General features: G+C 51.3%; 22 protein-coding genes and 1 pseudogene. 4 read left to right on the forward strand and 19 right to left on the reverse strand.

Annotated features, from left to right (window positions below):
• Window positions 1-12: 12 nt before the first annotated feature.
• From TREAZ_RS18450 to TREAZ_RS09600, 13 genes and pseudogenes are all read right to left on the reverse strand, one after another.
• Window positions 13-354: a hypothetical protein gene (locus TREAZ_RS18450; protein ID WP_245535011.1), complete on the reverse strand. Its 342-nt coding sequence runs from the start codon at window positions 352-354 to the stop codon at window positions 13-15.
• 231 nt (window positions 355-585) lie between these two features.
• A pseudogene (locus TREAZ_RS18760) lies at window positions 586-732 on the reverse strand (hypothetical protein); the annotation flags it as partial.
• A gap of 256 nt (window positions 733-988) precedes the next feature.
• Window positions 989-1777: an EFR1 family ferrodoxin gene (locus tag TREAZ_RS09550; RefSeq protein WP_015711633.1), complete on the reverse strand. Its 789-nt coding sequence runs from the start codon at window positions 1775-1777 to the stop codon at window positions 989-991.
• The gene (locus TREAZ_RS09555) at window positions 1770-2912 is read right to left on the reverse strand and encodes a lipid II:glycine glycyltransferase FemX (protein ID WP_043923433.1); all 1143 of its coding nucleotides are present in this window, start codon (window positions 2910-2912) and stop codon (window positions 1770-1772) included. Before TREAZ_RS09555 ends, TREAZ_RS09550 begins: the two co-directional genes overlap by 8 nt.
• 13 nt (window positions 2913-2925) lie before the next feature.
• Window positions 2926-5274 (reverse strand): methionine--tRNA ligase, encoded by a 2349-nt coding sequence (gene metG / locus TREAZ_RS09560; RefSeq protein WP_015711635.1) that lies wholly within the window; start codon window positions 5272-5274, stop codon window positions 2926-2928.
• A 46-nt stretch (window positions 5275-5320) separates the two neighbouring features.
• Window positions 5321-7099 (reverse strand): DUF1926 domain-containing protein, encoded by a 1779-nt coding sequence (locus TREAZ_RS09565; RefSeq protein ID WP_015711636.1) that lies wholly within the window; start codon window positions 7097-7099, stop codon window positions 5321-5323.
• Window positions 7100-7201: 102 nt separating this feature from the next.
• Window positions 7202-7783: a hypothetical protein gene (locus TREAZ_RS09570; protein WP_015711638.1), complete on the reverse strand. Its 582-nt coding sequence runs from the start codon at window positions 7781-7783 to the stop codon at window positions 7202-7204.
• Window positions 7780-8397, reverse strand: coding sequence for a hypothetical protein (locus TREAZ_RS09575; protein WP_015711639.1), 618 nt, complete (start codon window positions 8395-8397; stop codon window positions 7780-7782). The genes TREAZ_RS09570 and TREAZ_RS09575 overlap by 4 nt, the downstream gene beginning before the upstream one ends.
• Window positions 8394-8843, reverse strand: a complete 450-nt coding sequence (locus TREAZ_RS09580) for a hypothetical protein (RefSeq protein ID WP_015711640.1) — start codon at window positions 8841-8843, stop codon at window positions 8394-8396. Before TREAZ_RS09580 ends, TREAZ_RS09575 begins: the two co-directional genes overlap by 4 nt.
• Window positions 8840-9931, reverse strand: a complete 1092-nt coding sequence (locus tag TREAZ_RS09585; protein WP_015711641.1) for an RnfABCDGE type electron transport complex subunit D — start codon at window positions 9929-9931, stop codon at window positions 8840-8842. Before TREAZ_RS09585 ends, TREAZ_RS09580 begins: the two co-directional genes overlap by 4 nt.
• The gene (locus tag TREAZ_RS09590) at window positions 9931-11256 is read right to left on the reverse strand and encodes an SLBB domain-containing protein (RefSeq protein ID WP_015711642.1); all 1326 of its coding nucleotides are present in this window, start codon (window positions 11254-11256) and stop codon (window positions 9931-9933) included. The genes TREAZ_RS09585 and TREAZ_RS09590 overlap by 1 nt, the downstream gene beginning before the upstream one ends.
• A gap of 10 nt (window positions 11257-11266) precedes the next feature.
• The gene (locus TREAZ_RS09595; protein ID WP_015711643.1) at window positions 11267-12667 is read right to left on the reverse strand and encodes a hypothetical protein; all 1401 of its coding nucleotides are present in this window, start codon (window positions 12665-12667) and stop codon (window positions 11267-11269) included.
• Between the two features lie 7 nt (window positions 12668-12674).
• Complete coding sequence (locus TREAZ_RS09600) at window positions 12675-13151, reverse strand: divergent PAP2 family protein (protein ID WP_043923434.1); 477 nt, start codon at window positions 13149-13151, stop codon at window positions 12675-12677.
• 72 nt (window positions 13152-13223) lie between these two features.
• Between TREAZ_RS09600 and TREAZ_RS09605 the strand changes: the two genes are divergently transcribed.
• Both TREAZ_RS09605 and TREAZ_RS09610 read left to right on the forward strand, forming a co-directional pair.
• Window positions 13224-14204, forward strand: coding sequence for an RluA family pseudouridine synthase (locus tag TREAZ_RS09605; RefSeq protein ID WP_015711645.1), 981 nt, complete (start codon window positions 13224-13226; stop codon window positions 14202-14204).
• A gap of 13 nt (window positions 14205-14217) precedes the next feature.
• Complete coding sequence (locus TREAZ_RS09610) at window positions 14218-14745, forward strand: DsbA family oxidoreductase (RefSeq protein ID WP_015711646.1); 528 nt, start codon at window positions 14218-14220, stop codon at window positions 14743-14745.
• Window positions 14746-14768: 23 nt separating this feature from the next.
• On the opposite strand, the gene TREAZ_RS09615 is transcribed toward TREAZ_RS09610, so the two are convergent.
• From TREAZ_RS09615 to zwf, 3 genes are all read right to left on the reverse strand, one after another.
• Entirely contained in the window at window positions 14769-15647 is an 879-nt protein-coding gene (locus TREAZ_RS09615) for an endonuclease/exonuclease/phosphatase family protein (RefSeq protein WP_015711647.1), read from the reverse strand.
• A gap of 8 nt (window positions 15648-15655) precedes the next feature.
• Window positions 15656-16390, reverse strand: coding sequence for a hypothetical protein (locus TREAZ_RS09620; protein ID WP_015711648.1), 735 nt, complete (start codon window positions 16388-16390; stop codon window positions 15656-15658).
• A gap of 73 nt (window positions 16391-16463) precedes the next feature.
• Window positions 16464-17924, reverse strand: coding sequence for a glucose-6-phosphate dehydrogenase (gene zwf, locus TREAZ_RS09625; protein WP_015711649.1), 1461 nt, complete (start codon window positions 17922-17924; stop codon window positions 16464-16466).
• A gap of 59 nt (window positions 17925-17983) precedes the next feature.
• On the opposite strand from zwf, the gene TREAZ_RS09630 reads away from it, so the two are divergent.
• Together TREAZ_RS09630 and TREAZ_RS09635 are read left to right on the forward strand one after the other, a co-directional pair.
• Window positions 17984-18847 carry a hypothetical protein gene (locus tag TREAZ_RS09630; RefSeq protein ID WP_015711650.1) on the forward strand — a complete coding sequence of 288 codons (864 nt, stop codon included), beginning with the start codon at window positions 17984-17986 and terminating at the stop codon, window positions 18845-18847.
• A gap of 11 nt (window positions 18848-18858) precedes the next feature.
• Window positions 18859-20025, forward strand: a complete 1167-nt coding sequence (locus TREAZ_RS09635; RefSeq protein ID WP_015711651.1) for a tetratricopeptide repeat protein — start codon at window positions 18859-18861, stop codon at window positions 20023-20025.
• A gap of 98 nt (window positions 20026-20123) precedes the next feature.
• Here the strand turns inward: TREAZ_RS09635 and TREAZ_RS09640 are convergent, their stop codons facing one another.
• From TREAZ_RS09640 to TREAZ_RS09650, 3 genes are all read right to left on the reverse strand, one after another.
• Complete coding sequence (locus tag TREAZ_RS09640) at window positions 20124-20849, reverse strand: hypothetical protein (RefSeq protein ID WP_015711652.1); 726 nt, start codon at window positions 20847-20849, stop codon at window positions 20124-20126.
• A 181-nt stretch (window positions 20850-21030) separates the two neighbouring features.
• Window positions 21031-22254 (reverse strand): polynucleotide adenylyltransferase PcnB, encoded by a 1224-nt coding sequence (gene pcnB, locus TREAZ_RS09645; protein WP_015711654.1) that lies wholly within the window; start codon window positions 22252-22254, stop codon window positions 21031-21033.
• 14 nt (window positions 22255-22268) lie between these two features.
• Window positions 22269-23243: an alpha/beta hydrolase gene (locus tag TREAZ_RS09650; protein WP_043923028.1), complete on the reverse strand. Its 975-nt coding sequence runs from the start codon at window positions 23241-23243 to the stop codon at window positions 22269-22271.
• Window positions 23244-23292: the final 49 nt, after the last annotated feature.

Raw genomic sequence — 23292 nt, forward strand, 5'->3', positions numbered from 1 at the left:
AAATCCTTTCGCTCAGTATCTATTCCAGAAGCTTGAATCTTCTGCTTCAAGAATTCTATCGACGTTATTGCAGTATTCCAAAAGCTTGTCCGTTTTCTCAATTAGTATATGAATGTCATTTATGCCTTTGATTTCATCAGCCATTTGGGAAACAAATTTTATATCGCCATTTGTATTCACTATCCTTATAATCCCTTTTATAAGCCTGTAAACCAAAAGGACAGGCGAAATAAGTATTGCAACAGCAAGCAAAAGCCATTTATTCATTCCCCTTTCATCTTCGCCTTTGGCAAAAAGCAAAAATTTGGCAAGAGTCCAGAAGGAACCCAAAAAACCTGCAAAAAAAACCACCAAGACCGCTCCATGGCGCCCTCCAATCAAGGGTTTTCCGATTGATAATCCGAGAAGCGCGCCAACTACCATTATGCTTATGCTTTTGGCTTTTCTCTCGCGGTATTCCCTATAGCCGGCAATTTTTATTGTGCAAGCTTGAATGAAATCGGCAACGGAACTGAAACAATCATTTTTAATGCCATATACACAACCACGTTCATAGAAAGCGGGAGCGTAATTCGGGTTAAGCGTTATGGCCTGGTTGAAATCGGCAAGGGCGCGGTCATAATCCTTTTTTTCGAGATTCGCCTCGCCGCTCCGATAGAAGTCCATGTAGTCCATGGCATTTTCCTGTCCTTTCCCCAATGATATATATGGACCACCTGTAAGGCAGGACATAACCGGGGATTAGTTTAAGCCATGCATATCATACTGTCAATCTATTAGCATATTTAACACACTGATAGTTTTATTTAAACGGGTTTTATGAATTTTAATCTCCAAAACCTCTATTACCTTGCGGTTTATTCATCTTATCTGATGAATTTACCGAATTAAACTCATCTTATCTGATGAATTCAAAAATGCCTGTTTTTTGCGGGTTTATTTGTGCTGAGGGGGTTAATACCCCGCGGCTTGCCGCAGGGTTATCGGTTTATTCTTTATATTTTGCTTTATTGCATTCCGACAATTCTTTATAATTTATTTCAGGATGTGTATAGCGCATTTTTCCCTGGGTCTTGTTTTTGTAATTGATTGCCTTTTGCGGACAATATTGAATGCATGCCATGCATTGTTCGCACGTATGCTTAAATTCCGGTCTGTTTTCCTTTATTTCTATATTGTTTACCGGGCAAACTTCTTTGCAAATACCGCATCCGATACAGCTGCTATGGACGGTGTAATTTTTATCCTCATCATGCAAAGAGTTTATTGATTTTTCATAAAATTGATTAATTCTTTTGCTCATTTTTCCAATAGTATTTGTCTGTTTGTTTTTTATTGAGTCAACAATTGGCATTAATTTCTTTTCGGATTTTTCCAGCAGTTTTTTGAATTTACCGGGCATAGTAAAATTTATAATATAGTTTGAAAAAACTTTCAGCGTTTTCCCGTATTTTAGTTTTATGTTTTTATCGAACAGCATTTTGTTCAATAATTTCAGGCCGTTGCCCGCAAAACCACCGTAAGTGGCAATCGCATAAAAATAAGTGTCTTCATTATTGTTTATCACCATGCTTGAAATAAAAGCTTTCACATTTTTGGGTATGCCCCAAAAATAAATCGGATAAATAAATCCTATGCTTTCATATTTTTTATTGATAACAATTCCTGTGTTTGATCCTGTTGGAACAATTTCGCATTTATTGATTTTATTTGAAATTATTTTTGCAATTTTCAAAGAATTTCCCGTTCCGGTAAAGTAAAAGATTATATTATCCATTAGTGTTTCCTTGGGGTTTTGCTTCCTTTTCCCCTCGCCCTTTCCTGCGGCTCCTCCAGCCTTTGCGCAAAGTCTCCGCAGCCCTGAAGGCTCCGGCAAACAGGGGCCTGTAGGCAAAGTCCCAGCTTCCCGGTCTGTGTATGATGCGTCCGCCGAAACCGGTTTTGAAACGGTAGAGCCCTGCCATGGGGTGGCCCGGGTCCGCGTTGGGAGGTATGCCGAAAAGATCGTACTCCGCGCAGCCTGCTGCTTTGGCGTCTTCCATAGCCTTGAGCTGAAGGCTATAAGGCGCCATGAGGTTGCGTTTTCGATCCGAGGAAGCGCCGTAAAGATAGACCGCTTTTTTCCCCCGGTGAAGCACCACGATGGCTGCCAGGGTTTCTCCTTCGTGATCCGCCACATAGAGGCGAAGGTCCAGGCCGGGGCCGTCTGTTTTTGCCTGATATTCCCGGCACTGGGAAAAAAGGGTGCGGTAATAGTCTATGCCGTGGATGACAATGCCATCCCGCTTGGCTGTCTGCCTAAGAAGCGAATAAAAAACATCCAGGCCCGATTCATCGGCCTGGCGCACAGTAACGCCTTTTTTTTGCGCAAGCCGGGCATTGTAACGCCACTTGGATTTCAGGTTCTCCATGAGGGACTCCATGGACTGGTTCAGATCCATGAGCACTGTATCCGGGGGCTGCACATCGGCCCCGGCCCGCACAAAAGGAAGCCGAATATCAGGAGGAGGCGCGCAGGCCCCTTCGCTGTACCAGGGGGGATCAAAACGCACAAATGCAGTGTTCTTGGGGAGAAAGGGCTTTAGGGCTTTGGCAAGCTCAATCAAGGCCTGGTTTCTGGCTTCGTCATCCTGGGGAAAACCCGGGGGAAGCTCGGGGCCCCAGGGCACATAGGCGAAAGAGATCCCCAGGGCAAGAGGGCGGCGTATCACCAGCAAGGGCTTTGGAGCGGTACGGGAATCTTTTGCCGGGGATGCTGGCTGGCTTTCCTCTTCGGATTCGCAATTCCACTCGATCAGGAACGAGCGGGCATTCCAGCCGAAGCGGGCTTTGAAGCTTCCCCAAAACCCGGACTGCAAAAAGGATTCGGAGCTGTCGCAGAGAGAAAGCCCTGCATTGGTACAATTTGCCAAATACCGGGCCAATTTAATGCACTTCACCCTGGGAAATCGCAACAGTGCGCACGGGCTTGCCGTTCAAAGCAAAAGCCCTGCCGCCAACTGCAACGGTATTATCCTTAACCTCTATGGGTATGGAGAAAAAGGTATCAATGTCGATTTCTTCAGGAACGTTCCGGGCTTCCAGTCCATCGAGGGCAACCCTGGTTCCTGTGGGCGTATCCCCGGCGTCAAGCACTTCGACACGCTCAGTGCCCTCGCCCTGCTCATTCGGCGGGCCCTTATGATCCGATGCCGCCAGGAGCATTCCCCTGCTTTCAATGCCCCGCAGTTTTGCGGGTTTAAGATTATAGGCAACAATGATGTGCTTGTTTAAGAGTTCTTCTTCTTTGTAAAAGGGCACAAGGCCCGAAACGATGATCCGTTCCTCCAGGGCGCCATCGGCACCGGCTATCTCAAGGGTTTCAATATAGAGCTTATCGGCCTTGGGGTGCCTTTCGATCTTCACGATTTTTGCAACCCTGAGATCCATGGTCTTGGCAAAACGCAGATCCACAGGTTCCAAGGGAACCTCGGGAGCTGCCTGTGCGGCTGTAGAAGATGCGGCCGATTGCGCAGGCTCGGCATTTACAGCAGCCTTGGCTTCCGCCCTTTCCTTCTGGCTCCCCGAATACCTGTCCCGCAGTTCCGCAATCCTGTCGTCTTCAAGTTTAGCAAAGAGGACTTCGCTCTTCACTACCTCGCCCAGGCCCTCGAGTCTGCCTATGCTATCCCAGGAAAGGACCGCGGGGGTTTTCTTGTACACCAGATCTTTTCCGAAACTGAGGCCGAAGAAAGACGCGATCTGCTCAGCTGCCTGGGGCATATAGGGTTGTATCAATACTGCGAGGTCCCTTACCACATAGGAAAGATCCCGTATCAAGGCATCCGCCGAGGGGGGATCTTCGGTGCGTTTTTTCCAGGGCGCGGCGTCCTGGAAGGTTTTATTGGCAAAGGAAGAAAGCTCAAAAATCGCGCGGAAGGCATCGCGCTCGTCGGCGCGGTCGAGTTTTTCGGTGATGTCTTTTTCGTATTCCCTCACCTTGTCCCAGAAGGGGCCCGAACCGGCAGCGCCCAAGCTGGCAGCGCCAACCGGGATCTTTCCGCCATAATAGCGGGTTACAAAGGAGAGTGTGCGGTTGACCAGGTTGCCCAGGTTGCCTATGAGTTCGCTGTTCACCTTTTCGCCGAAATCCTTCCAGGTAAAGAGGGAGTCGGACTTTTCGGGGCGGTTGTAGAAAATGTAAAAACGCCATACATCAGCAGGGATTCCTGTTTCCATCACATCAGTACCGAATACGCCTATGCCCCGGGACTTGGAAAATTTTCCGCTTTCGTAATTGAGGTATTCGGTGCTGGACATGTGGTGGAGCATAGTCCAGGAATCTCCTGAACCCAAAAGACTCGAAGGGAATATCACCGTGTGGAAAGGGATATTGTCCTTGCCAATGAACTGGAAAAGCTCCGTTTCGTCGGGGCTCTTCCACCAGTAGTCAAGGAATTTTCTCCAGTCCCCTGTATGCTCATCCCCCAGGTTGCCGGTGATGGAGATGTACCCTATGGGCGCGTCAAACCACACGTAGAAAACTTTGTTTTCAAAGCCTTCCTTGGGAACAGGTATGCCCCATTTAAGATCCCTGGTGATGGCCCTCTCGTGGAGGCCGTCCCTGATCCAGGCTTCGGTCATCCTGACGGCATTGTTTGCCCAGAATCCTTTAACGGAAGCGGTCTTAATCCATTCTTCCAGGCGGTCTTTTATTTTGGGGAGATCGATATAGAGGTGTCTGGTTTTTTCCAGTGAGGGGGTGGCGCCGCAGCTTGAGCAATGGGGGTCTTTCAATTCTGTCGGCTCCAGGAGCTTGCCGCAATCCTCGCACTGATCCCCACGGGCATTGGGTGAACCGCAATGGGGGCACACGCCCCGGACATAGCGATCTGCCAAAAAGCGTTTGCAGGAGGCGCAGTAAAGCTGCTCTATGGTGCGTTCCACAATATAGCCCCTGGCGTCGAGCTTTTTAAAAATATCCTGGGTCACTTCTGTCTGTATGGGGGTGGAGGTACGGCCGAATTTGTCAAAACCTATGTGGAACCAGCTGTAAATATCATTGTGGATGGCCCAAAAGCGGTCGCACAATTCCCGGGGGCTGATGCCCTCCTCGGCCGCCCTGGTTTCGGTGGCAGTGCCGTATTCGTCGGTGCCGCAAACATAGAGGGTCTCGTAGCCCCTGAGCCTGCAAAAGCGGGCAAAGACATCGGCGGAAAGAACCTGTATCAGGTTCCCCAGGTGGGGGACATTGTTCACATAGGGCAAAGCTGAGGTAATAAGTCTGCGTTTCATGGTGCTGCTATTATGAAGGACTTAAGGCGCTCAGGTCAATTGCCGCCTACGAATTAATCTTGAGGGAAAAATCCGCTTCCCATGATTTGCCCGGATCAAGGGAAAGGGACAGCATGGGAAATATGGTGGTGAACTGGTATTCTGGGCCTTCCCACTCATGGATAACCCTGGCGTCAAAATGGCGGTTCGATTCCAGGGCAAGGATGGTTTCATTTTCAACATCCCCAAATTCCAGGCCGTTCATATCCCTTAAAATTTCGCCCGGCTGCAACGCCTCTTTTGCTCCTTCCCTGACGGCAAAGATACGCAGAAAAGCTTCGTCATTCTTGGGGAAAGAAAGATCGAGCCTGGGGATAAAGATGAATCTCTCGTTTTCGGAACCTGTGTTTTTAAGGACATAGCGCACTGAAAGCACATTCTTTTTAATCTGCCAACACTTATCAATCTCGATAGCGCCAAAGGGGCAGCCCGGCACAGGGGGAAGATGGAAGAAAGCCTTCCTGCGGGGGCGGTCGATCTCGGCAGCCTCGAACAGTTCCGCCCCGCAGCAGCGGGCCATGGGCATATTCCCGGCATCAGGGACAGTACCCAGGGGTGCAAGGAAATCGGTAAAAGCCTGGCGGGCTTTTTTGTCCCCCGAATGAGGCGAAAAAGCATCAAGGTAATTCCAGGCTTTGGGGAGATAGTCCAATTCGAAGATGCCGGCTCCCTCTGCCTTTATATAGCAATTGAGCTTGTCGTCCTGGAAGAGATACTCCCCTTCCCCGTCAAGGTCGTAATCAAAAATCGAAAGCGAAGGGGTGAACTTCCCCTTTTCCCTGGCTATCTTTTCAGCTTCCAACAGGGCCTGGTACGCTGCCTTGCGCAGGGACGAAGAAATTTGAGGGTGATCAAAGAGATGGCTATCCTGGGCTTTCCAGAGTTCTTCCAGGGCTGTCCGCTTCCGCACCTTGTCCCCCCTGAGCTGATTAATCACCCCATGGGTATAGATTGTTTTGGAATAAAGGCCATTGGCGACAGGGCAATCCACCAGGATCCGGCGGGGGCTATTCGCGGAAAAGTAGCGTTTTTCAGAAAACCGGAGGCTCTTGTGAATTTTGGCCGAGGTGGTAAAATCGATATCAGCATCCTGGCTGGAAAGGAATTCGAAAAACTTCTGATACCCTGTTTCGCTGTTGTTGCCCTGGGCAAGGAATACCGTGACCAGACGCTCCTGCTCCGGCCACAGGGCTGTCCTCAGGGATTCAAAAGCCGTTTCATCCTGGATAAGCCCCTTCCCCAGCCCAAAGGAAACAGGGAAAACCGTGATAAGCTTGCCTTGATCTTCGGTTATGCAGGGCTGCACAAAGCCTTTCGCCTTCGGATCTGCTTCAAAATACCGATCATCCAGAAAAGTATAGCTCATGCCGCAGGCGGTCAAAGGGCCTACCAGGTTCTGTTCCCAGCAGCCCCGGGGAATCCAGCAGCCCTGGGGCCGCTTTCCGAACTGCTTTCGCAAATAGGTCGTGAACATTTCAATCTGGCCTACCTTATCGGCAGGCGCCAAAAGGGGCATCATGGGCTCGTAAAAGCCGCCCCCCAGCAATTCAGCCTGCTTCCTTGCCAAAAGCTCTTCGAGGATCATAAACAGCTCAGGGTGCCGCCGCTCAATCCAGTAGAGCAATACCCCCGAATAATGAAGGACCATGTTTACCCTGGGAAAGGTATACAGGGTTGTGATGAGGGGCTTTATTTCAGCGTTATAGAGGGCCTCAAACTTATCTTCCCCACTCCCATTGGGCAGATGGCCATGAACCCCCAAAACAATATGTATCTTAAAACTCATTTTGGCTCAAAGTATCCTACAACTTTAGCCCAAATTCCCCATTCTGAAAAGCGGATAGCAGCGGATAGCGGGGGAAAATAGCCAATAATGTGAAAATACTTCCTAAAAGTTTTCGAGAATCCCAAAACATATCCAGGCTCCGGAGGCAAATATCATAGAGAGGAGGCCCATGGATATTATGGCCAGGGGGCTGTCCCTCAAGCTGCGGGGAACCCATTCCAAAAGGGATCTTCGCTGTATCTCCCCCAGGATGAGCATGGCCAACAGGCATCCCATGGAAAAGGAAAAGGAGAGCAAAAGCGCTTCCGGAATGCTCACTGCCAGATGGTTGGTCAATAAAAGCGATGCCAGGGCCAGGCCGTCATAGGCTGTCAGGGCGGAAAAGACCCTTACCTTCTCCGTTTTAGGGTAAATTTTGTCCCATACTGCCTCGATCCCCATGCAGGCCAGGCTTGTCAGGGGGAAAAGGAGGAAATATTCCAAAAACCCGCCGGAAAGGGATCTGAGCATATAATGGCAGACTATCCAGAGGATAAAAACAGACACAAAAAGGCTCCCGGATTGAAAAAGGGGTATCTTCCCCTGTCTGGATGCCTCCGATATGCCCCTGCAGCCCAGGGTGAACTGGAATATAAGGTTAAGGGAAAGGCCGGAAAAAACCGCAAGCCCTGCAAGAACCATCATTTGCCCTCCCTATAATGGCGGAACAAGGCTACCATATAGCCCAAAAGCAAAAGCCCCCCTGAAGAAACAGACAGTATCCGTATAGGGAAAAACCCTTCCCCATTATCGGCGCTGAAGAATTCCACAATCCCACCTGGCCCGCCCGGGAAGGAGAGGCTTCCCATTCCCAAAGGCTCCCGAATTAGGGATAAAGCGATGATGAGCAGGGCCAGGCTGAGGGCTTCGAGAAAAACCCGGGGTATGGATTCGTCCAGTTCAAGACCTTCCAAATCCTCAAAAATGCCTGAGCCTATGCAAATCGGGGGTATTAAAACCAGGAAAAACCAGGTTGACAATGTCAATAACGGATTGAGAAGAAACCCAAAGAGTACGTAGATGCTGGAGACAAGGCCCAGGAGGAAAAGAAGTATAATGGTTTTTCCTCTTTTCGGCATAATGCTTTTAGCCGCGAAAAAAGCCAGGGCGCTGAGGCAATAGACCCAGAGCAGGGCTCCGGCACAAAAAACCGCGAACGCAAGCCGCGAAGAAGCCATGACCAGGAGGCCAGCCCCTACCAGGGTGCCAAGGGGGCTGTAAGAGCCCCAGAATACCGGGCTTTGTATGCGCTGGTTCATTCCTTGCCCCCCTCGATACGGCGTTTGTAGACATCCAGCGTGCCCGAAGGCAGCCTGAACTTTGCCGCATTGCTGTTTAGGGGCACTATATCCTCGACCTTGCCGCTGGCATTGACCACTGCCGCGCAAGGCAGAAAATTCCCCTCCGCAATCAGGGAAAAAACCAGGACCTTATACCCCTCTTTGCCTTTTAAGCTGAACCAGCTGCCTATGCGGGGGGTCTCAATATCCAGATCCTTGAATTGTATAGGCTCGTCAAGTTCTCCAAAACGTTTGGATTCTTCAACCTGGCTTAAGGCTCTGTTCACGGAACGGAGGAGAAACTGGGCCCTGAAATTTTGGGTCAGAAACCAGCAGAGGGCCGCAATCAGGACGATCCCCGCTACCCAGCCTACAAATATGGCTGTGTCCTTGAGCTGGGGTATGAGGGATTTGCGGTCGCTCATGAGCCGCTCCGTTTGTCATAGAAATGCCTGGCTTCAAAGGCCCTGACTATGGGGAGAAGGGCATTTACCACGAGGACCGCAAAAATAGCGCCGTAGGCTTCGCCCCCGTAAAACCTGAAGAAGAAGGCCAGACAAGCCCCCGCGATGGAAGCCCCCAATATGCCCCAGTTGGATTTGGCAGCCGTTGCGGGATCTGCCGCCAGGATAAAAGCCACAGGAAGCACCCCCCCTGTGGAAAGGGCAAAAATCATGTCCCCTCCCCACCATGCGCCCCCGAATACAAAGGCGCCGGCAAGGCGCACCAAAAAGGCAAAAACCCCGAGCCAAACCGCAGGTATCCAGGCGCGGTTAACCTGGGTCGCGGTGATGATAATGGTCCCGGCCAAGAGGGCAAGGACACCCCTGTCCGCGATTATCCCCGGCGCCCCTGCCGCAAAGAGATCCAGATAGCCTCCGGGGAGTTCAGCCCCGGTAAGGGAAAAAACCGTGTCATTGAAAAAAGACCGGATAACCGTGTCCAGATTGCTGGCCTGGGCAAAAACACCCCCGGAATCTATTTTCAGTATGCCTAAAGGAGAACCCTGGGGATTGGCAAAACCCCGGGAAAGGCTCTCCGCCAAAAGCGAAAGGGGCGAGCCTTCCAGGGCTTTGCCAAAAGCCCCGGGCGAGGCAAGGCGTATGAAAAGCCAGCCGCCGGCCGCGGGGTTAAGCCAATTGGCCCCCAGGCCCCCGAAGCTGTGCTTTACCACTGCAATTGCAAAGACAGCCCCCAATATTGCGTAAATCGGGGAAATAGTATTTGGCAAAAGCAACGCAAGGATCAGGGCAGTGGCCACGGCGCTTCCGTTCTTTAGCTGCGAAGCCCTCCCGCTTTGGTAGAGTATGAGGAATTCGGCAAGCAGCGCGGCAGCCACAGCAGAAAAGGCAATCAGCAATGAAAAAAACCCATCCGAAAGGCTGGACTGTATCACAGCCATAAAAGCGCAGAGGCTTACCAGCCACATGCGCCCCACAGTGGGGCGGGCAAGGTTTACCTGGGGCTTTTGGGATTGCAGTTTTTCGTATAAGGCGCTGGTGCTTTCTGCCATCAATTCCCCCTGAGGGCTGAAGAAGTAATAGCCGAGCTCAAGGGCAGCCGCGAAGGGCATACCACTTCGCAGCAGCCGCAGCCGTGGCACTCTGCCGCCCGGGAAGAGAGCACATCCTGGCTGGGGTTTTCCTTAAGCCCGGAGCTTGACCTTGTGCGCTTGTACAACTCCTCCGGATCGAGCCCCACAGGACAGACATTGCGGCATTCACCGCAGGAAATACAGCACCCCGAAGGACTGGGGGCCTTTTGGGCTTCGAGGATGGCAAAAATAGCATAGCTTGTCTTTACCACAGGCTCGTCGAGATCCGCAACGGCCTTGCCAATCAGGGGGCTGCCCGAGGCTATGCGCATGGGCTTGTCCACGAAGCCCCCGCACTGCGAAAACACCTCCCCGATGCGCGAGCCAATGCGCACCTTCATCACCTGGGGTTTTTTGACCGCCGAGCCCCCCACAGCCACATACCTGTCCAGTATGGGTTTCTTTAATTTGATCGCGTCATGGACAGCCGCGAGCGTTGCGGGCCCAAGTATAAAAAGCGAGCCAAGCTCCAGCCCTTCCTGCTTGCCATAGCTGCGAAGGACCAGCTCAAGCTCGCGCCTGTTCCGCTGGGGATAACGATCCCCTACCAGGGCCAAAAACGAAGGAGGATCCCAATTCCCTGCTTCTGCAAGGAAACGCTCCCCCAATTCTTTTTCGCGGTGGGAAACCGCATAGATAATGCGGCTGGCCCTGACTGTTCTGGCTATGATGCGGCTCCCCTCAACAACCGCCTTTAAGCGTTCGTTGCAGAGAACATAATCGGCCGCGAGCCAGGGATCGTCAAAGACACAGCGGACCACCAGGGTGATGGACTCGCTCTCGTTCCTGAGGGATGCAATGATATCCGAAACCGGGCGGCCCAGGCCCTCCATTTCCACCACCCCGAATTCTGCAATGATGCGCTGGAGGTCGTAAGGGAGCATCCCTTGCCAGGGGTAGACATCTTCTTTCTTGCCGAGTTTTTCGAAGCTCCCTTCCATGCGTATCACCAGGGCGTCGTTGGTTTTGCCATCAGCCATTTTCCATGAGACCATTTTGATAACCCTGCCGGGCACTGTGGCATGTATGTTGGCGGATCCCATGCCCTGGCCCCTGCCGACAAGCATGCCCTCTTTCACATTCTCCCCAATGGAGACAATGGGATAAGCCCTGCCCCCTGCATGCTGCACCAGGGGTATGACCGAAAGGCCCGGAAGGAAGGCGGTGACAGAAGAATTCCGGGAGGGCACTGTGGGATCATCAAAGGAGATGCCCCCCCTGGGGAATGAATATACCTTGCTCATGCCAAAATCCTCATGCAGCGATCCGCCTGTCCCGCAGGAAGCTGGGTTTTTTCTTCTTGCCTTCCAGGCTTTCCTTCGGGAACCTGATGGGGAAACTGGCTATCATTATCAAAAACACTGAAACCCAATCCTTTAGCTGCGCTCCCGGTGTTGGCACTGCTTTGCCTTCAAAGTGTATCAGAAAATCCGCAAGCTTTTCCAGCGGATAGGCGGGGAGCGCCTCCCCTTGCATCTCCGGCATATTCATAGGCAAAGCAGCCTCCGCAGTGGCGATAAGCCCATCGTCCCCCAGCTTATAGCGGAAATATTCCCCCGATCCGCCCCGATCCAGAGGAAGGAGGGAAAAGGCAGCCTCGAAATCCATATGACGGGCATACTCTTCCGGCAAAACAAGGCTGGAAAGCTCCGTCTGGCTTTCGCCCTTTGCCGAAAGACCGGTAAAAAAAACAGGGTATACCAAGGCAAAAATAGCCGCTGCCGCAAAAACCATCACAGAAGGCTGAAAAACCGGAGGTTTTGCGAATTTCAGGATGATAGGGATTGGCGCAAACCTGATATGGGCGGCGCTTCGGCTCCTGCGCCTCTGATCCGCCAGCGCGAAAAGGCCCAACCCAAAAAGAGAGGCAGGGCCTGCCAGGGCGGGTGCCAGGGGCAGGGCGTTTATTTTTATGATGATTCCATAAAGGACAAGGAAAAAAAGGCTTATGATGAAATTGATTTTATAGGGTTTTAGCCTGTCCCCTAAAGCCCCGTAGCTCCTGAGGGAGAAAAACTCGCCCAGAGCTTCCCTAAGAAGCCCCCTGAGTCCTACCAGAACCCCGGCCAGGACAAAACCGGGAACCCCAGCCCAGGAAAATGCCAGGAGAACGGGTATTTCAAGGGCCATGAGCCATTTTCCCCTGGAAAGAATCAAAGCAGCGCCGCAAGCGGCCGCCATTATAGCGAAGTAATTTAAAATCGGCCTGGAACTTCCCAGAATTTCAAGGGAGAAAGGGATATCTCCCATTGCCAAACGGAATCCCTTTTCTACGCTGCGCTGGTTCCCGGTATCTTCAAGGGGCACAAAGAAGCGTCGTTTCCCCTCGAAAACGAAAAAGCTTTTCAATTTTTCCCCATAGCCGTCATCACGGGGATCGAAGCTTTCAAGCCCTTCCCTGTACGTATCCAGGGGCAGCCATTTCAGGCCGCTGAAATCATTGATATAGAAGCCTTCTGTGGATTCAGACTGATAGTCCATTCCTGCTTTGGAGAGCAGATCCCCTATTTTGCGGTCGTCCTGGGCAGCGTCCACCGACAGGATGGCATACCCTTTTCCTGACTCAAGGGGCACGGCATGCATAAAAAGACGCAAAACCAGAAACCCCAAAATCATCGCCAGGGCAAAAACGGAAAAACTGGGGCGGGATCTCACAGGGAACCTATAACCAGGCAAAGGCTGCGGCTATAAAAATACCCAGCAGGGCGCCGATTACGACTTCCAGGGGCGAATGGCCCTGAATTTCCTTGACAGGGTCGTATTCAAAGCCAAGGCGATCGGACGTAAGCCTGCCCAGAAGGTTGAGGGCGCGGGCCTGCAGCCCGGATGAACGCCGCACCCCCATGGCGTCCCTCATGGCCACCATGGCAAAGAAAAAACACACTGCAAAAAGGTTCGAACCGATTCCATCGTATACACCTACAGCGGTCGCCATGGAGCAAACCACCGCCGCATGGCTCGAAGGCATGCCTCCGGTGCGCCAGATGATGGTTTCAACAAGCTCACGGGGCGATTTTTTCCGGCTGCCCAAAAGCACTACCAGGGCCTTGACGATCTGGGCCATCACCCAGCTGGTAAGGGAGGATAAAACAATTGGATTTTCAATAAAAGCCTTTAAGGACATGGCTTTCAAGGACATAAGGAAAGACATTATATAAGGTTTTACCAGGATAGGGCTATTTGTCAAGCCTCCAGCCCGGTAGAATAGGATATGGCCCTTAGCCTTATTGCCGCCGACGACGACGACGGCCGCCGCCTTGACCGCATACTCCGCAAAGCCCTGCCCAATCTGCCCCTTTCTGCCCTGCACAAGCTATTGCGCAAAGGCAAGGTGCAGGTAAATGGAAAGAAGGCCCGCCCCGAAACCCGTGTGAACTCCGGCGAAACTATCAGCATACAGGGCCTCGATAATGGTGATGATGCCAAGGGGGCAAATCGGGAAAAACCCCGTGCAGCAATGCACTCTTCTGAATCTGCCCTTGATATACTCTACGAACATGACGGCCTCCTCATACTCAACAAGCCTGCGGGCCTTGCCGCCCATGGGGAAGACAGCCTTGAAGAACAAGTGCTTTCCTACCTCATGCCCAAGCTCCCCCCTTCCCTCTCCTTTAAGCCCGGCCCCCTCCACCGCCTTGACAAGCCTTCGAGCGGGGTTATCGCTTTTTCCACGAACCTCGAAGGGGCCCGGAATTTCAGCGCCCTTGTGAGGGACAGAAAAATCAGAAAGCTTTACCTCGCCATAGTGGACGGCCTTTTTGAAAATATTGACGCCCCCATAATTTGGGAAGACAATTTAACAAGGGACAAAGATGAAAAGAAAACTTTTGTCCGGGACGAAAGCACGGAAAAATCCCAAAAAGCCCTCACCGCGATTACCCCCGTCGCCGCTTCCCAAAGCCATACCCTTGTCCTTGCGGAAATTGAAACCGGCCGCACCCACCAGATACGCGCCCAGGCTGCAGCACATGGACACCCCCTTTCGGGGGACAAAAAATACGGCGCCAAACCCCTCCCGGATTGCCGGGGCTTCTTCCTCCATGCCTGGGTCCTGGAATTCAATCTGCAGCGCATCCGGGCGCCCCTGCCGGAAAACTTTCGCCGTGAAATCAGCGGGCTCTTTGGGAAAGAGGTATTGCAAAACCTGGAAAAAAGCTATACTGAATTGACTTGGTTCAAAACTATAAATTAAGGGGAATCTTTAGATGTCCAAATTCCAAATCTTTTACGATTATGAATGTCCCTTCTGCAAGAGGGGCTACGAAACCCTTACGGAACTCCTGCCCAATTACAAGGGCATAGAAATTGAATGGCGGCCTGTGGAATCCCACCCCAGGCCCGAGGATCATCCCCCCCACACGGATCTCTGCGTCCAGAGCTATTACGTAGCCCAGGAACTTGGCGCCGATATGAAGGCATTTTTCGCAGCCATGTTCCAGGCAGTCGCCGCGGAACGGCAGGATGTCGAAAAGCCCGAAGTGCTGGCAGCCATCCTCAAGAATGTTCTGGACAGCCCGAAATTTCTGGCTATCCTCAAATCAGGCAAATACGCCCCAAAGGTCGAAGAAAACAACGACCTGGCCTACGAGAAAAAAGGCGTCTGGTATGTGCCCGCCTTCAGGGCCCTTGAAACAGCATCCGGCGGAACCCTCCCCGTCCTGGACGCCAAAGGCGGCGTAGGCGTAAACCGCGAAGAAGTCAGGGAATTTCTGGACAAGCTTACGGGCAAGTGAGTAGATCACTGGCAAATTAAAAATTAATCCGTATCCCTCTCAGTGTAGAACTCCGCCCAGATGGGGTAATGATCGCTTACATCCAGGGGTTTTATGCTGTAGAGGGAAAAGTCGAATTCCTCGTCGAAACGCAGCACTCCCCGATTGCCGGTAAAATCTTCCCTTGCGCTGTCGGTGATGATGAAGCGGTCGTAGGTATTGTCGCTTGCGGCAACGGTGGTGTCAAAATCGTTGGTAATGACGATTTCGTATGCTTCGACCGGGAATACCGCTTCCAGGGCCGATTCATTGTAGTAAGAGCCGTCGGCATTGAAATCGCCCATCACGAGTACATCTTCTTCGCCCCAGTAATCCCTGAAGTAAGAAACAATTGCAGGCAGGGCTTCGATTTCTTTTTTTGCCCCTCCCGGCTGCAAATGGTTATCGATAAGGATAAAATCAAAGCCCTTTGGGCTTTGAAGGTACACGCCCAGGGGATTGCGCTCGAAGACATCGTCATGATCAGGGTACTGGGCTGCCCCAAGGAGGGTGAATTTTTCGGCATCGTATATTACCCAGTATTGCTCCTTGGAACCGGAGCGCCCTTCCCTGGGCCCAAGGACATAGGAGTACCGTTCAGGCAAGAGGGCCATGAATTGTTCCACTGGCTCTATGGAAACCGAACGCACTTCCTGCACTGCGACAATATCCATGCCTGAAACAATTTGGGCGAGCATTCCCGCGACTTCACTCTTTGCCATTTTTGAAACGCCGAATATCTGTATATTGAAGGAGCAGATTTTTACGGTATCCCATATACGCTCCTCTTCCCGTGTGTTTTGCGTATTTTTGGCGCTGTTGCATGAAAGGGGGAAAATGCCTAAAAAGCCCAAAAACAGCACAGCCAAATGAGGCAATTTCATTGGGTTTCCTATAAATCGTTGGCTTCTATAAATTTATATATTGGCCTTTCCATATAATCTATAAAGCTGTCATAATATTCATTTTCAAAATAAGGATCGAACATTTTGAATATTTCAGTGAATTTTGAATCAGGGTTAAAGCCCCTGGATTTTATAACATCGAAGAACAACAGCAGCTGCTCAGGGGAGCGGTATTGATTCTCCATATCCTCAATGAAGGAACTGTCGGATCTGAAATTTATGGTATTGTAGACCTGGTTTTGCTTGTTCAGCAATATGGTAAATTCCGGGTAAAACCCCAACAGTTTTTTATCCTTGATGATATTGCTAAAAACATTGTTTTTGCAAAATATTTCGTTCATTATTTGGCCGTGGTTTATTTTGGTGGTAAAGACATCGGAAATTGCCCTTTTCACGTAATTCACATACAGGGGATCAACCAGCTCTGAATTTTCGATTATGGAAAACACTATCTCGGGAAATTCAAACCACTCCCGGATATTCTCAACATCATTGTAAAAGTTAAAATCCAGCGATTCGGACGATATTACCACTTTGGCCAGATTCCCGTAAGTCCGTAATGAATATTTTTCAATTTTATTTTCCTGATAGATTGAAAAGTCGTTCAGGTAAGGGATGTACTTTGAAATATTCCTTAAAATATCGATGGCCTTGTTTTTCTCTATTTCGACCTTGTTGTCTTTTAATTCTATGGTCCAGTAATTGAATTTTCTGAAATTCATTTTGCCCCCAAATCGTTTTTATTCTATGATAATATTGGCTTTTGTCAATATGCAGCATGACATGACGGCATTGCTAAACAATGGGGCAGAGATCGAACCACTTCTGCCCAAAGGATTCTATCCAACGATCTGCCTGGACCGGGCCGGTCGATCCGGTTTCATAAAATTCAGGGTCCTGCATAATGCCGCTGTCCCAGGCTTTCTGGATCGGATCGATTATGCGCCATGCCGCTTCGACTTCGTCGCTCCGGGCAAAAAGGGACGCATCGCCGTGGAGGGCGTCCAGAAGCAGCCGCTCATAGGAATCGGGCATGACCCCGGAAAAACTGTTCTTGAAATTGAAGTTAAGCTCCGACATGCGGATTTTCATGTCTGTATCGGGGATTTTCGTCATAAAGTGAATTTGGATTCCTTCTGCCGGCTGAAGCTGCAAGAGCAGGCGATTCCCTTCAGGAACGGAGTTTGAAAATTCCTTAAACATGCTGTGGGGGGGCTGCCTGAAATTAATGACCACCTGGGTGGACATGCAGGACATGCCCTTGCCGCTGCGGAGGAAAATCGGGACATCCTTCCAGCGCCAGTTATCGATGAACAGCCGGACCGCTCCGTAGGTGGCTGTCTGGCTTCCTTTGGCCACCCCCTCTTCGTCACGGTAGCTCCGGTATTGGCCCCGTATGGAATTAAGGGGGGCCTCCTTCTCCGCCATTGCCCGAATGGATTGCAGCACCTTCACCTTTTCGTCCCGGATCGCCTTTGCGTCAAACCGGGCCGGGGGTTCCATGGCTGTAAAGGTCAGGATCTGCAGCAGGTGATTTTGAAACATATCCCGCAATATCCCCGCCTTTTCGTAATACAAGGAGCGCCGACCTATCAGTATATCTTCGTTGGCTGTAATCTGAATATCGCTGATATAATTGCGGTTCCAGATTGGTTCAAAAATCGCATTGGCAAAACGCAGCACCAGCATATTGTTCACTGTTTCTTTGCCAAGGTAATGGTCGATCCGGTAAATTTGGGATTCGTCGAAATTACGGTGGATGACCTCATTCAAATGCCGGGCAGAAACCAGATCCGTGCCAAAGGGCTTCTCAATTACCACCCGCCGCGATTTCCCCGGCGACTCTGCAGCAAGCCCGGCGGCGCCTAGCTGCTCCGCTGCAGCTTCGTAAAACTGGGGCGCTGTGGCAAGATAATAAAGCCGGTTCGATTCATCCGCTTCTCCAGCTGCCTGTTCCAGTACGCCAAGATATGAATCCAGGGATGCAAAGGATTCGCTTTTTGCTATATCCCCTGCATGGTAATGGATCAGAAGGGCAAAGGCATTCCAGGATTCTTCGGAAAAAACATCCGCAGCAAAGCGCCGGGTGGTCTCGGCTAATTTACCCCGCCATGCGTTGTCGTCCATGGAGGTCCGGGAAAACCCGACAATATTGATGGACGGCAGCCGCTTCTTGAGAAAGAGCTTATATAATGCGGGAATCAGCTTGCGGCTGGTTAAATCGCCGGAAGCTCCAAAAATGATCAGGGAATGCATGAAGACTCTCCTCTATAAGATACTATTATATTAACCTATTCCTCTTTATAATATATAGCATGTTCTTCGATTTCCTCTCTGCCCTGAGAAGGATTAAAGTATATGCCCTCACCGGAGAAAGCGGAACTGGCAAGAGCTTCCGGGCAATACTCGTAGCCCAAAAGTACGGGATAGATTTAATCATAGATGACGGCCTCCTTATCAAGGACAACCGCATTCTGGCAGGGCACTCCGCAAAGAAGGAAAAAACCTTCATGGCTGCCGTAAAAGTGGCCCTTTTTGACGAAAAACACCATAGGGACGAAGTGGCAAAAAAGCTGCAGGGGGAAAAAACCAAAAAAATCCTCATCCTTGGAACCTCGGAAAAAATGGTGAACAAGATTGCCGCCCGCCTCCAGCTGCCCCCGCCTTCCAAGATCATCAAAATAGAGGACATTGCGACCCAGGATGAGATTGAAAAGGCCATACGCACCAGGCGCATCGAAGGCAAGCATGTGATCCCCGTTCCCTCCATCGAAATAAAGCGGAGCTACCCCCAAATTTTCTACGATGCCATCAAGATCTTCAAGCGCCGCCCCAATCCCAGGGGGCCGGGCATCGGCCCCATTCCCAAAGTGCACGAAAAATCCGTAGTGCGCCCGGAATACTCAAAGCGGGGAAAAGTGATCATCTCCGAGGCTGCCTTAAGCCAGATGGTTATCCACTGTGTAGCCGAAAACAACCCCGATATCAGAATCAAAAAAATGCTTGTCCGCGATGACGACCGGGGCTACAGGCTTGTGATAACCATTGATGTGCCTTACGGCACCCAGCTGGGCGGAAACATTCACGAGCTGCAGCAGTACATCATCGACAACATCGAACGCTACACAGGCATCTTGATCGAAGAAGTGAATATTATTATTGATAAGATCATCCAGTAACAGGAGTAGATATGAAAAAATGCGTCAGCCTTTCGGCATTTTTATTGGTCTTAATTGCCTCGGCCTTTTCCCAATCCGCAGATAGTTCAAGCCCTTTGCGTACATCCCATTACGAGATCAGCATCGAAGAAGGTGCCGAAAGCGCAGCCCAATCCCTCTCTACAGAACTGGAACTGCGATTCGATGTGTATAACAGGCTTTTCCGTTTTAGCCCTGCTGCCCTGGCCGTCCCCCTCAAGGTGCGGGTTTTTGTGGACAAGAATGCATACGACTCCTATGTGACAGCCCGGGTGGGCCAGAGCCGCCCCGGAGCCGTGTACCTCCACTACAACCAGAGCGAGAGGCGCGAGCTCCTGGTATGCAAGGGTGCGAGCGAAGAAGCCTCCATGCTGGGGCATCAGGCTTTCACCCAGTTTTTGCGGGGCTTTATTGCCAACCCGCCGGCCTGGATACGGGAAGGCTTTGCCATTTATTTTTCGGGCCTCAAATTCGATCCCGCAGCCTCGGCCCTGACTTATGAAGAAAACCTTGCCTATTTGGAGCCTGTAAAGAACCTGGGCAAAAATGCCCCCGGCCTTCAGGCGCTCATGCAGGCGGACAGCGGAAATGTGCCGCCCAATTTTCAAATATGCTCCTGGGCCCTGGTGTCTTTTTTCCTCAATAATGGCAAAGAAGACTATTTCCGCACCTTGGTAGAAAGCTTTCTGCTCCTTTCACCAACTGCGACAGCCTCCGACAACAGCCAAATCGTAATAAACCGCGTAGGCCTCTGGATTGCCCCGGATGCAATGGCAGGCGATTACCAGTCCTACCTCAATGGGCGCCGTACCTTCGCGGAGCTCATGGAAGACGGCCGCAAAGCCTACACCGCCCACGACTCCATGACCGCCGAACTCTGTTTCCTCAGCGCCCTCGATCAGCGGTCCACCCACTATGCCCCCTATTACTACCTGGGCCTCATCTACTACGAAGAAAAAAACTACGACATGGCCGACGAATTCTACCAGTCCAGCCTTAAATACGGCGCCGACGAAGCCCTGGTCTCCTACGCCCTGGGCGTCAACGCCGTCTCCGCAGGCCGCAACGCCGACGCCATAGCATGGCTCCAGCGCGCCGCGTCAGTTGATCCCAACAGGTACAAAGCCAGGGCAGAGGAATTGATAAACAGGCTTAAATAAAATTGACCGCGCGGATGAGTGACAGATTATTGTATTGCAAAGCGCTTATATCCAGGGTTCGACTGCTTCTTGCCCCAATACGCCGATAGATGCCGCGCCTAGAGTTTTTCGACGACTTCGAGGGAGAGGCCTAGGGCCTTAACGATCTTGTCAACAGGAACGTCCATGGCTTTTAAGCTTCGGGCCGAGTCGAGCTTGTTCTGCCATTCCCGCTCTGCAATTTTCTCTTCCAGCTCTTCGGCGTAAGTCTTGATTTCTGTCACCAGCATAGTGTCCACTCCTTCCATTTCAGTATAGCCTGCATAGAGTTCCCTGACCAGTCTTTCCATAAGGGATTGTATCGCATTGATGTCCTTGTTTTCGAGGATTCCGGCATGGTCGTGGATCTTGAATGTGCCTACCTTGTACTCGTGAATGCTGTCGTCAGGGAATTTTAGTTCCAGCGTTACCGTATCGGGGATTTTTCCCCTTGCGTCTAGATAGATGATTTTAGGCATGGGGAAGGCCAGGCGGATTTTTTCTTTTGTCAAAATCTGGTTATCCCTTGCCTGCATAAAGCCGTATTCAAAAACCCGGACGACCATTTCCCTGCCTTTTTTAGTCTGGGCCTCAAGGTTATAGGTATGGGAATTGTTGATTTTGATCATGGTATCTGAGCGGCGGAGACCGAGATCTTCGCCAATGTGCTCGGTGCTGAGATATTCCACGGGGCTGTCGAGGGGGAAAGTGGTATTGAAGAGGGCATTGATAAGATAGATCACGCCCCTGGGAGAAGAGGTAATGAGTTTTTTGAATACAAGGTCGAAAAGATGTGCTGTCTCCATGGCGCCTCCTGTGGATGTATGTTTCTATACTGTATATGGCATCAGGATGCGTGGCACTTCGTTTTTTGCTGCGTTTTTTTGTGAATTTGGAAAAAATCGTAATTTTACTAGATCAACAACCCGAGACATGCCGCCTTCTACATGGCATTCGGTAAACGCTGTATAGGCTTCAAACAAGGCCTCATTCCTGGCTCTCGGGTGTCTCTTTTCGCGGTTTATGCCTTCGTCTCCGCTTTCGCTTCGGGGCTTGGTCGTCCGTTGAGGGCGGAGCATCTCCTTCCGCCTCTGTTGACTCCGGCGCGGGACTCTCCGGGCCGCGCCTTCCGCCTCTCTCGGTGAAGCGGGATTTTTTGATGGTTACCCCGTGCTCGGCAAAGAGGAGGCGCACGCCGTGATCAAGCTCCATGCGGGGCGGGTTCATGGGGAGGACGAATTGGCGGGCAAGGGCAAAAGCTTCCTTGTAACGCTCCGAAGGGGGATTTACGGTCTGGCCGCCTTCCTCTCCGTCCCAGTCGGCGTTTTCCTCGAGGTAGTCTCGCACAAGGCTTGCCAGGGCCTCGCCGGGGAGGTTCCTGAAATCCCTCTGGTTCAGGGTGCTCATGGTTTTGAGGTACTGCTCCCGGAAACCGGCCTTGGCTTTGAAAAGCTCGGCTGCCCTGGGCTGGAGATACTGGTAGAGGCCCATGGAGTCGAGGCTTGCAACTATGGCAGCAGCCTGGGAGGAATGGAGTATCTTGAAAATTTCTTCCGTGAGCCTTGAGGCGGAAATGGCTTCCAGCAGGGATGACTGTTTCCGTATCTTCCATTTAAGGGAAAGGGGAAGCTTGAAGCCTGTGGAAGCGCCGTATTTTACCGCCCGGATCATGCGCACAGGGTCGTCAGTGAAAATATGGGTTAAGGGGATAATGGGCTTTATTTTTTTTGCCTTTATATCCTTCATGCCCCCTACATAATCCACCACTATTTGCTTTAAGGGATCGTAAAAGAGGGCGTTCAGGGTGAAGTCCCGGCGCTGCACATCTTCTTCGATAGTGCCAAAGGTGTTGCTTGTGGGACCGTCCTTGAGGGAGCGGAAGGTGGAAACCTCGAAAATTTTAGGGCCGAAATAGACATGCACCAGCCGGAAACGGTGGCCGATGATGCGGGCATTCCTGAAAATCCTTTTTATCTTTGCAGGGCTTGCGGAGCTGACTATGTCAAAATCCTTGGGTTTTTTCCCCAGGATCAAGTCACGGACGGCGCCGCCCACAATATAGGTCTCAAAGCCATTGGCCCTGAGCCTTTCGATGACATATACCGCCTCGCTGTCCACGTCCGAAAAATTGATGCCGTGCTCGTTCTGGGTATATACTTCGGCAATTTTTACAGGCTTGCCGTTTTCTTCTGCGGAATATCTGAATCGCAAAGATGCCTCCACATTTAATTCGAATTTCCACAATGGCGCAGAAGCCACGAAAGAAGGCTCTCGGTGACTTCTTCCCTGTTGGTCTCATTCAAAGTCTCGTGCCTGGCATCGGGATAGAGGACGAATTCCAGATCCTTGATACCCAATGCCCTGTAGAGATTCACCAAAACCGTAGGGCTTTTGCCCATCTCCCCCACCGGATCGGAGCTGCCCGAAAAAACATACACTGGCAAATCCTGCCTGATGCCCTGGAGGGCTTCGGGACGGTGTATGCGTTTAAGGAGCCGCATAAGATCCCGGTAAAAGCCTGTGGAGCAGAGGTTCCCGCAGAGGGGATCATCGACATAGGCGTCCACTTCTTTTTCGTCCCGGGAAAGCCAGTCAAAATTTGTGCGGTTGGGCCTGAAGGGCTTATTGTAGGAGCCGTCCGCCAGAGTCCTTGCCAGTTTGGATCCGTTGCGGCTTCCTTTGAGAATAGCGAGCAAGGACATGAAGGGCAGCCCAAAGACCAAAACAGCCCCTGCGGGCCCACGGGTTCCTGAAAGCATGCAGCCCGAGAGGCGCACAGCGTCAGCAACGCCGGGGTACTTTCCGCCCAGGGTTTCAATGTAATTCTGGGAAATGAAGGAGCCCCAGGAATGGCCCATGAGGAAAAGGGGAACTCCCGGCCTTTCCTTTAAGATTGCCCTGTTGATGATGTCAACATCCTGAGTGACCCGGTTAAAGCTGTCCTTGTCGGCGCAATGGCCCTGGAGGCCGCCCTTTCCGGGATCATTGCTTTTATTGGCAGCGGTCCCGCCGTAGCCCCGCATGTCCGCTGCCCACACCTCTATCCCTTCGGCTGCAAGCCTCTTGGCAAGCCTTTCGTAACGGAGGGAATGTTCCGACATGCCGTGGACTATGTGAAGCACAGCTTTGGGGCCATTGGCTGCTGTTTCCCAGCGCCGCGTAAAGAGACGGACCCCGTCATCCATAGTTAACCATTCCATGGCTTATTCTACTCCCTGTTATTTTTTCTTGCAATAATGGTATAGTGAA

This window comes from Leadbettera azotonutricia ZAS-9 (assembly GCF_000214355.1).
GTDB classification, from domain to species: domain Bacteria; phylum Spirochaetota; class Spirochaetia; order Treponematales; family Breznakiellaceae; genus Leadbettera; species Leadbettera azotonutricia.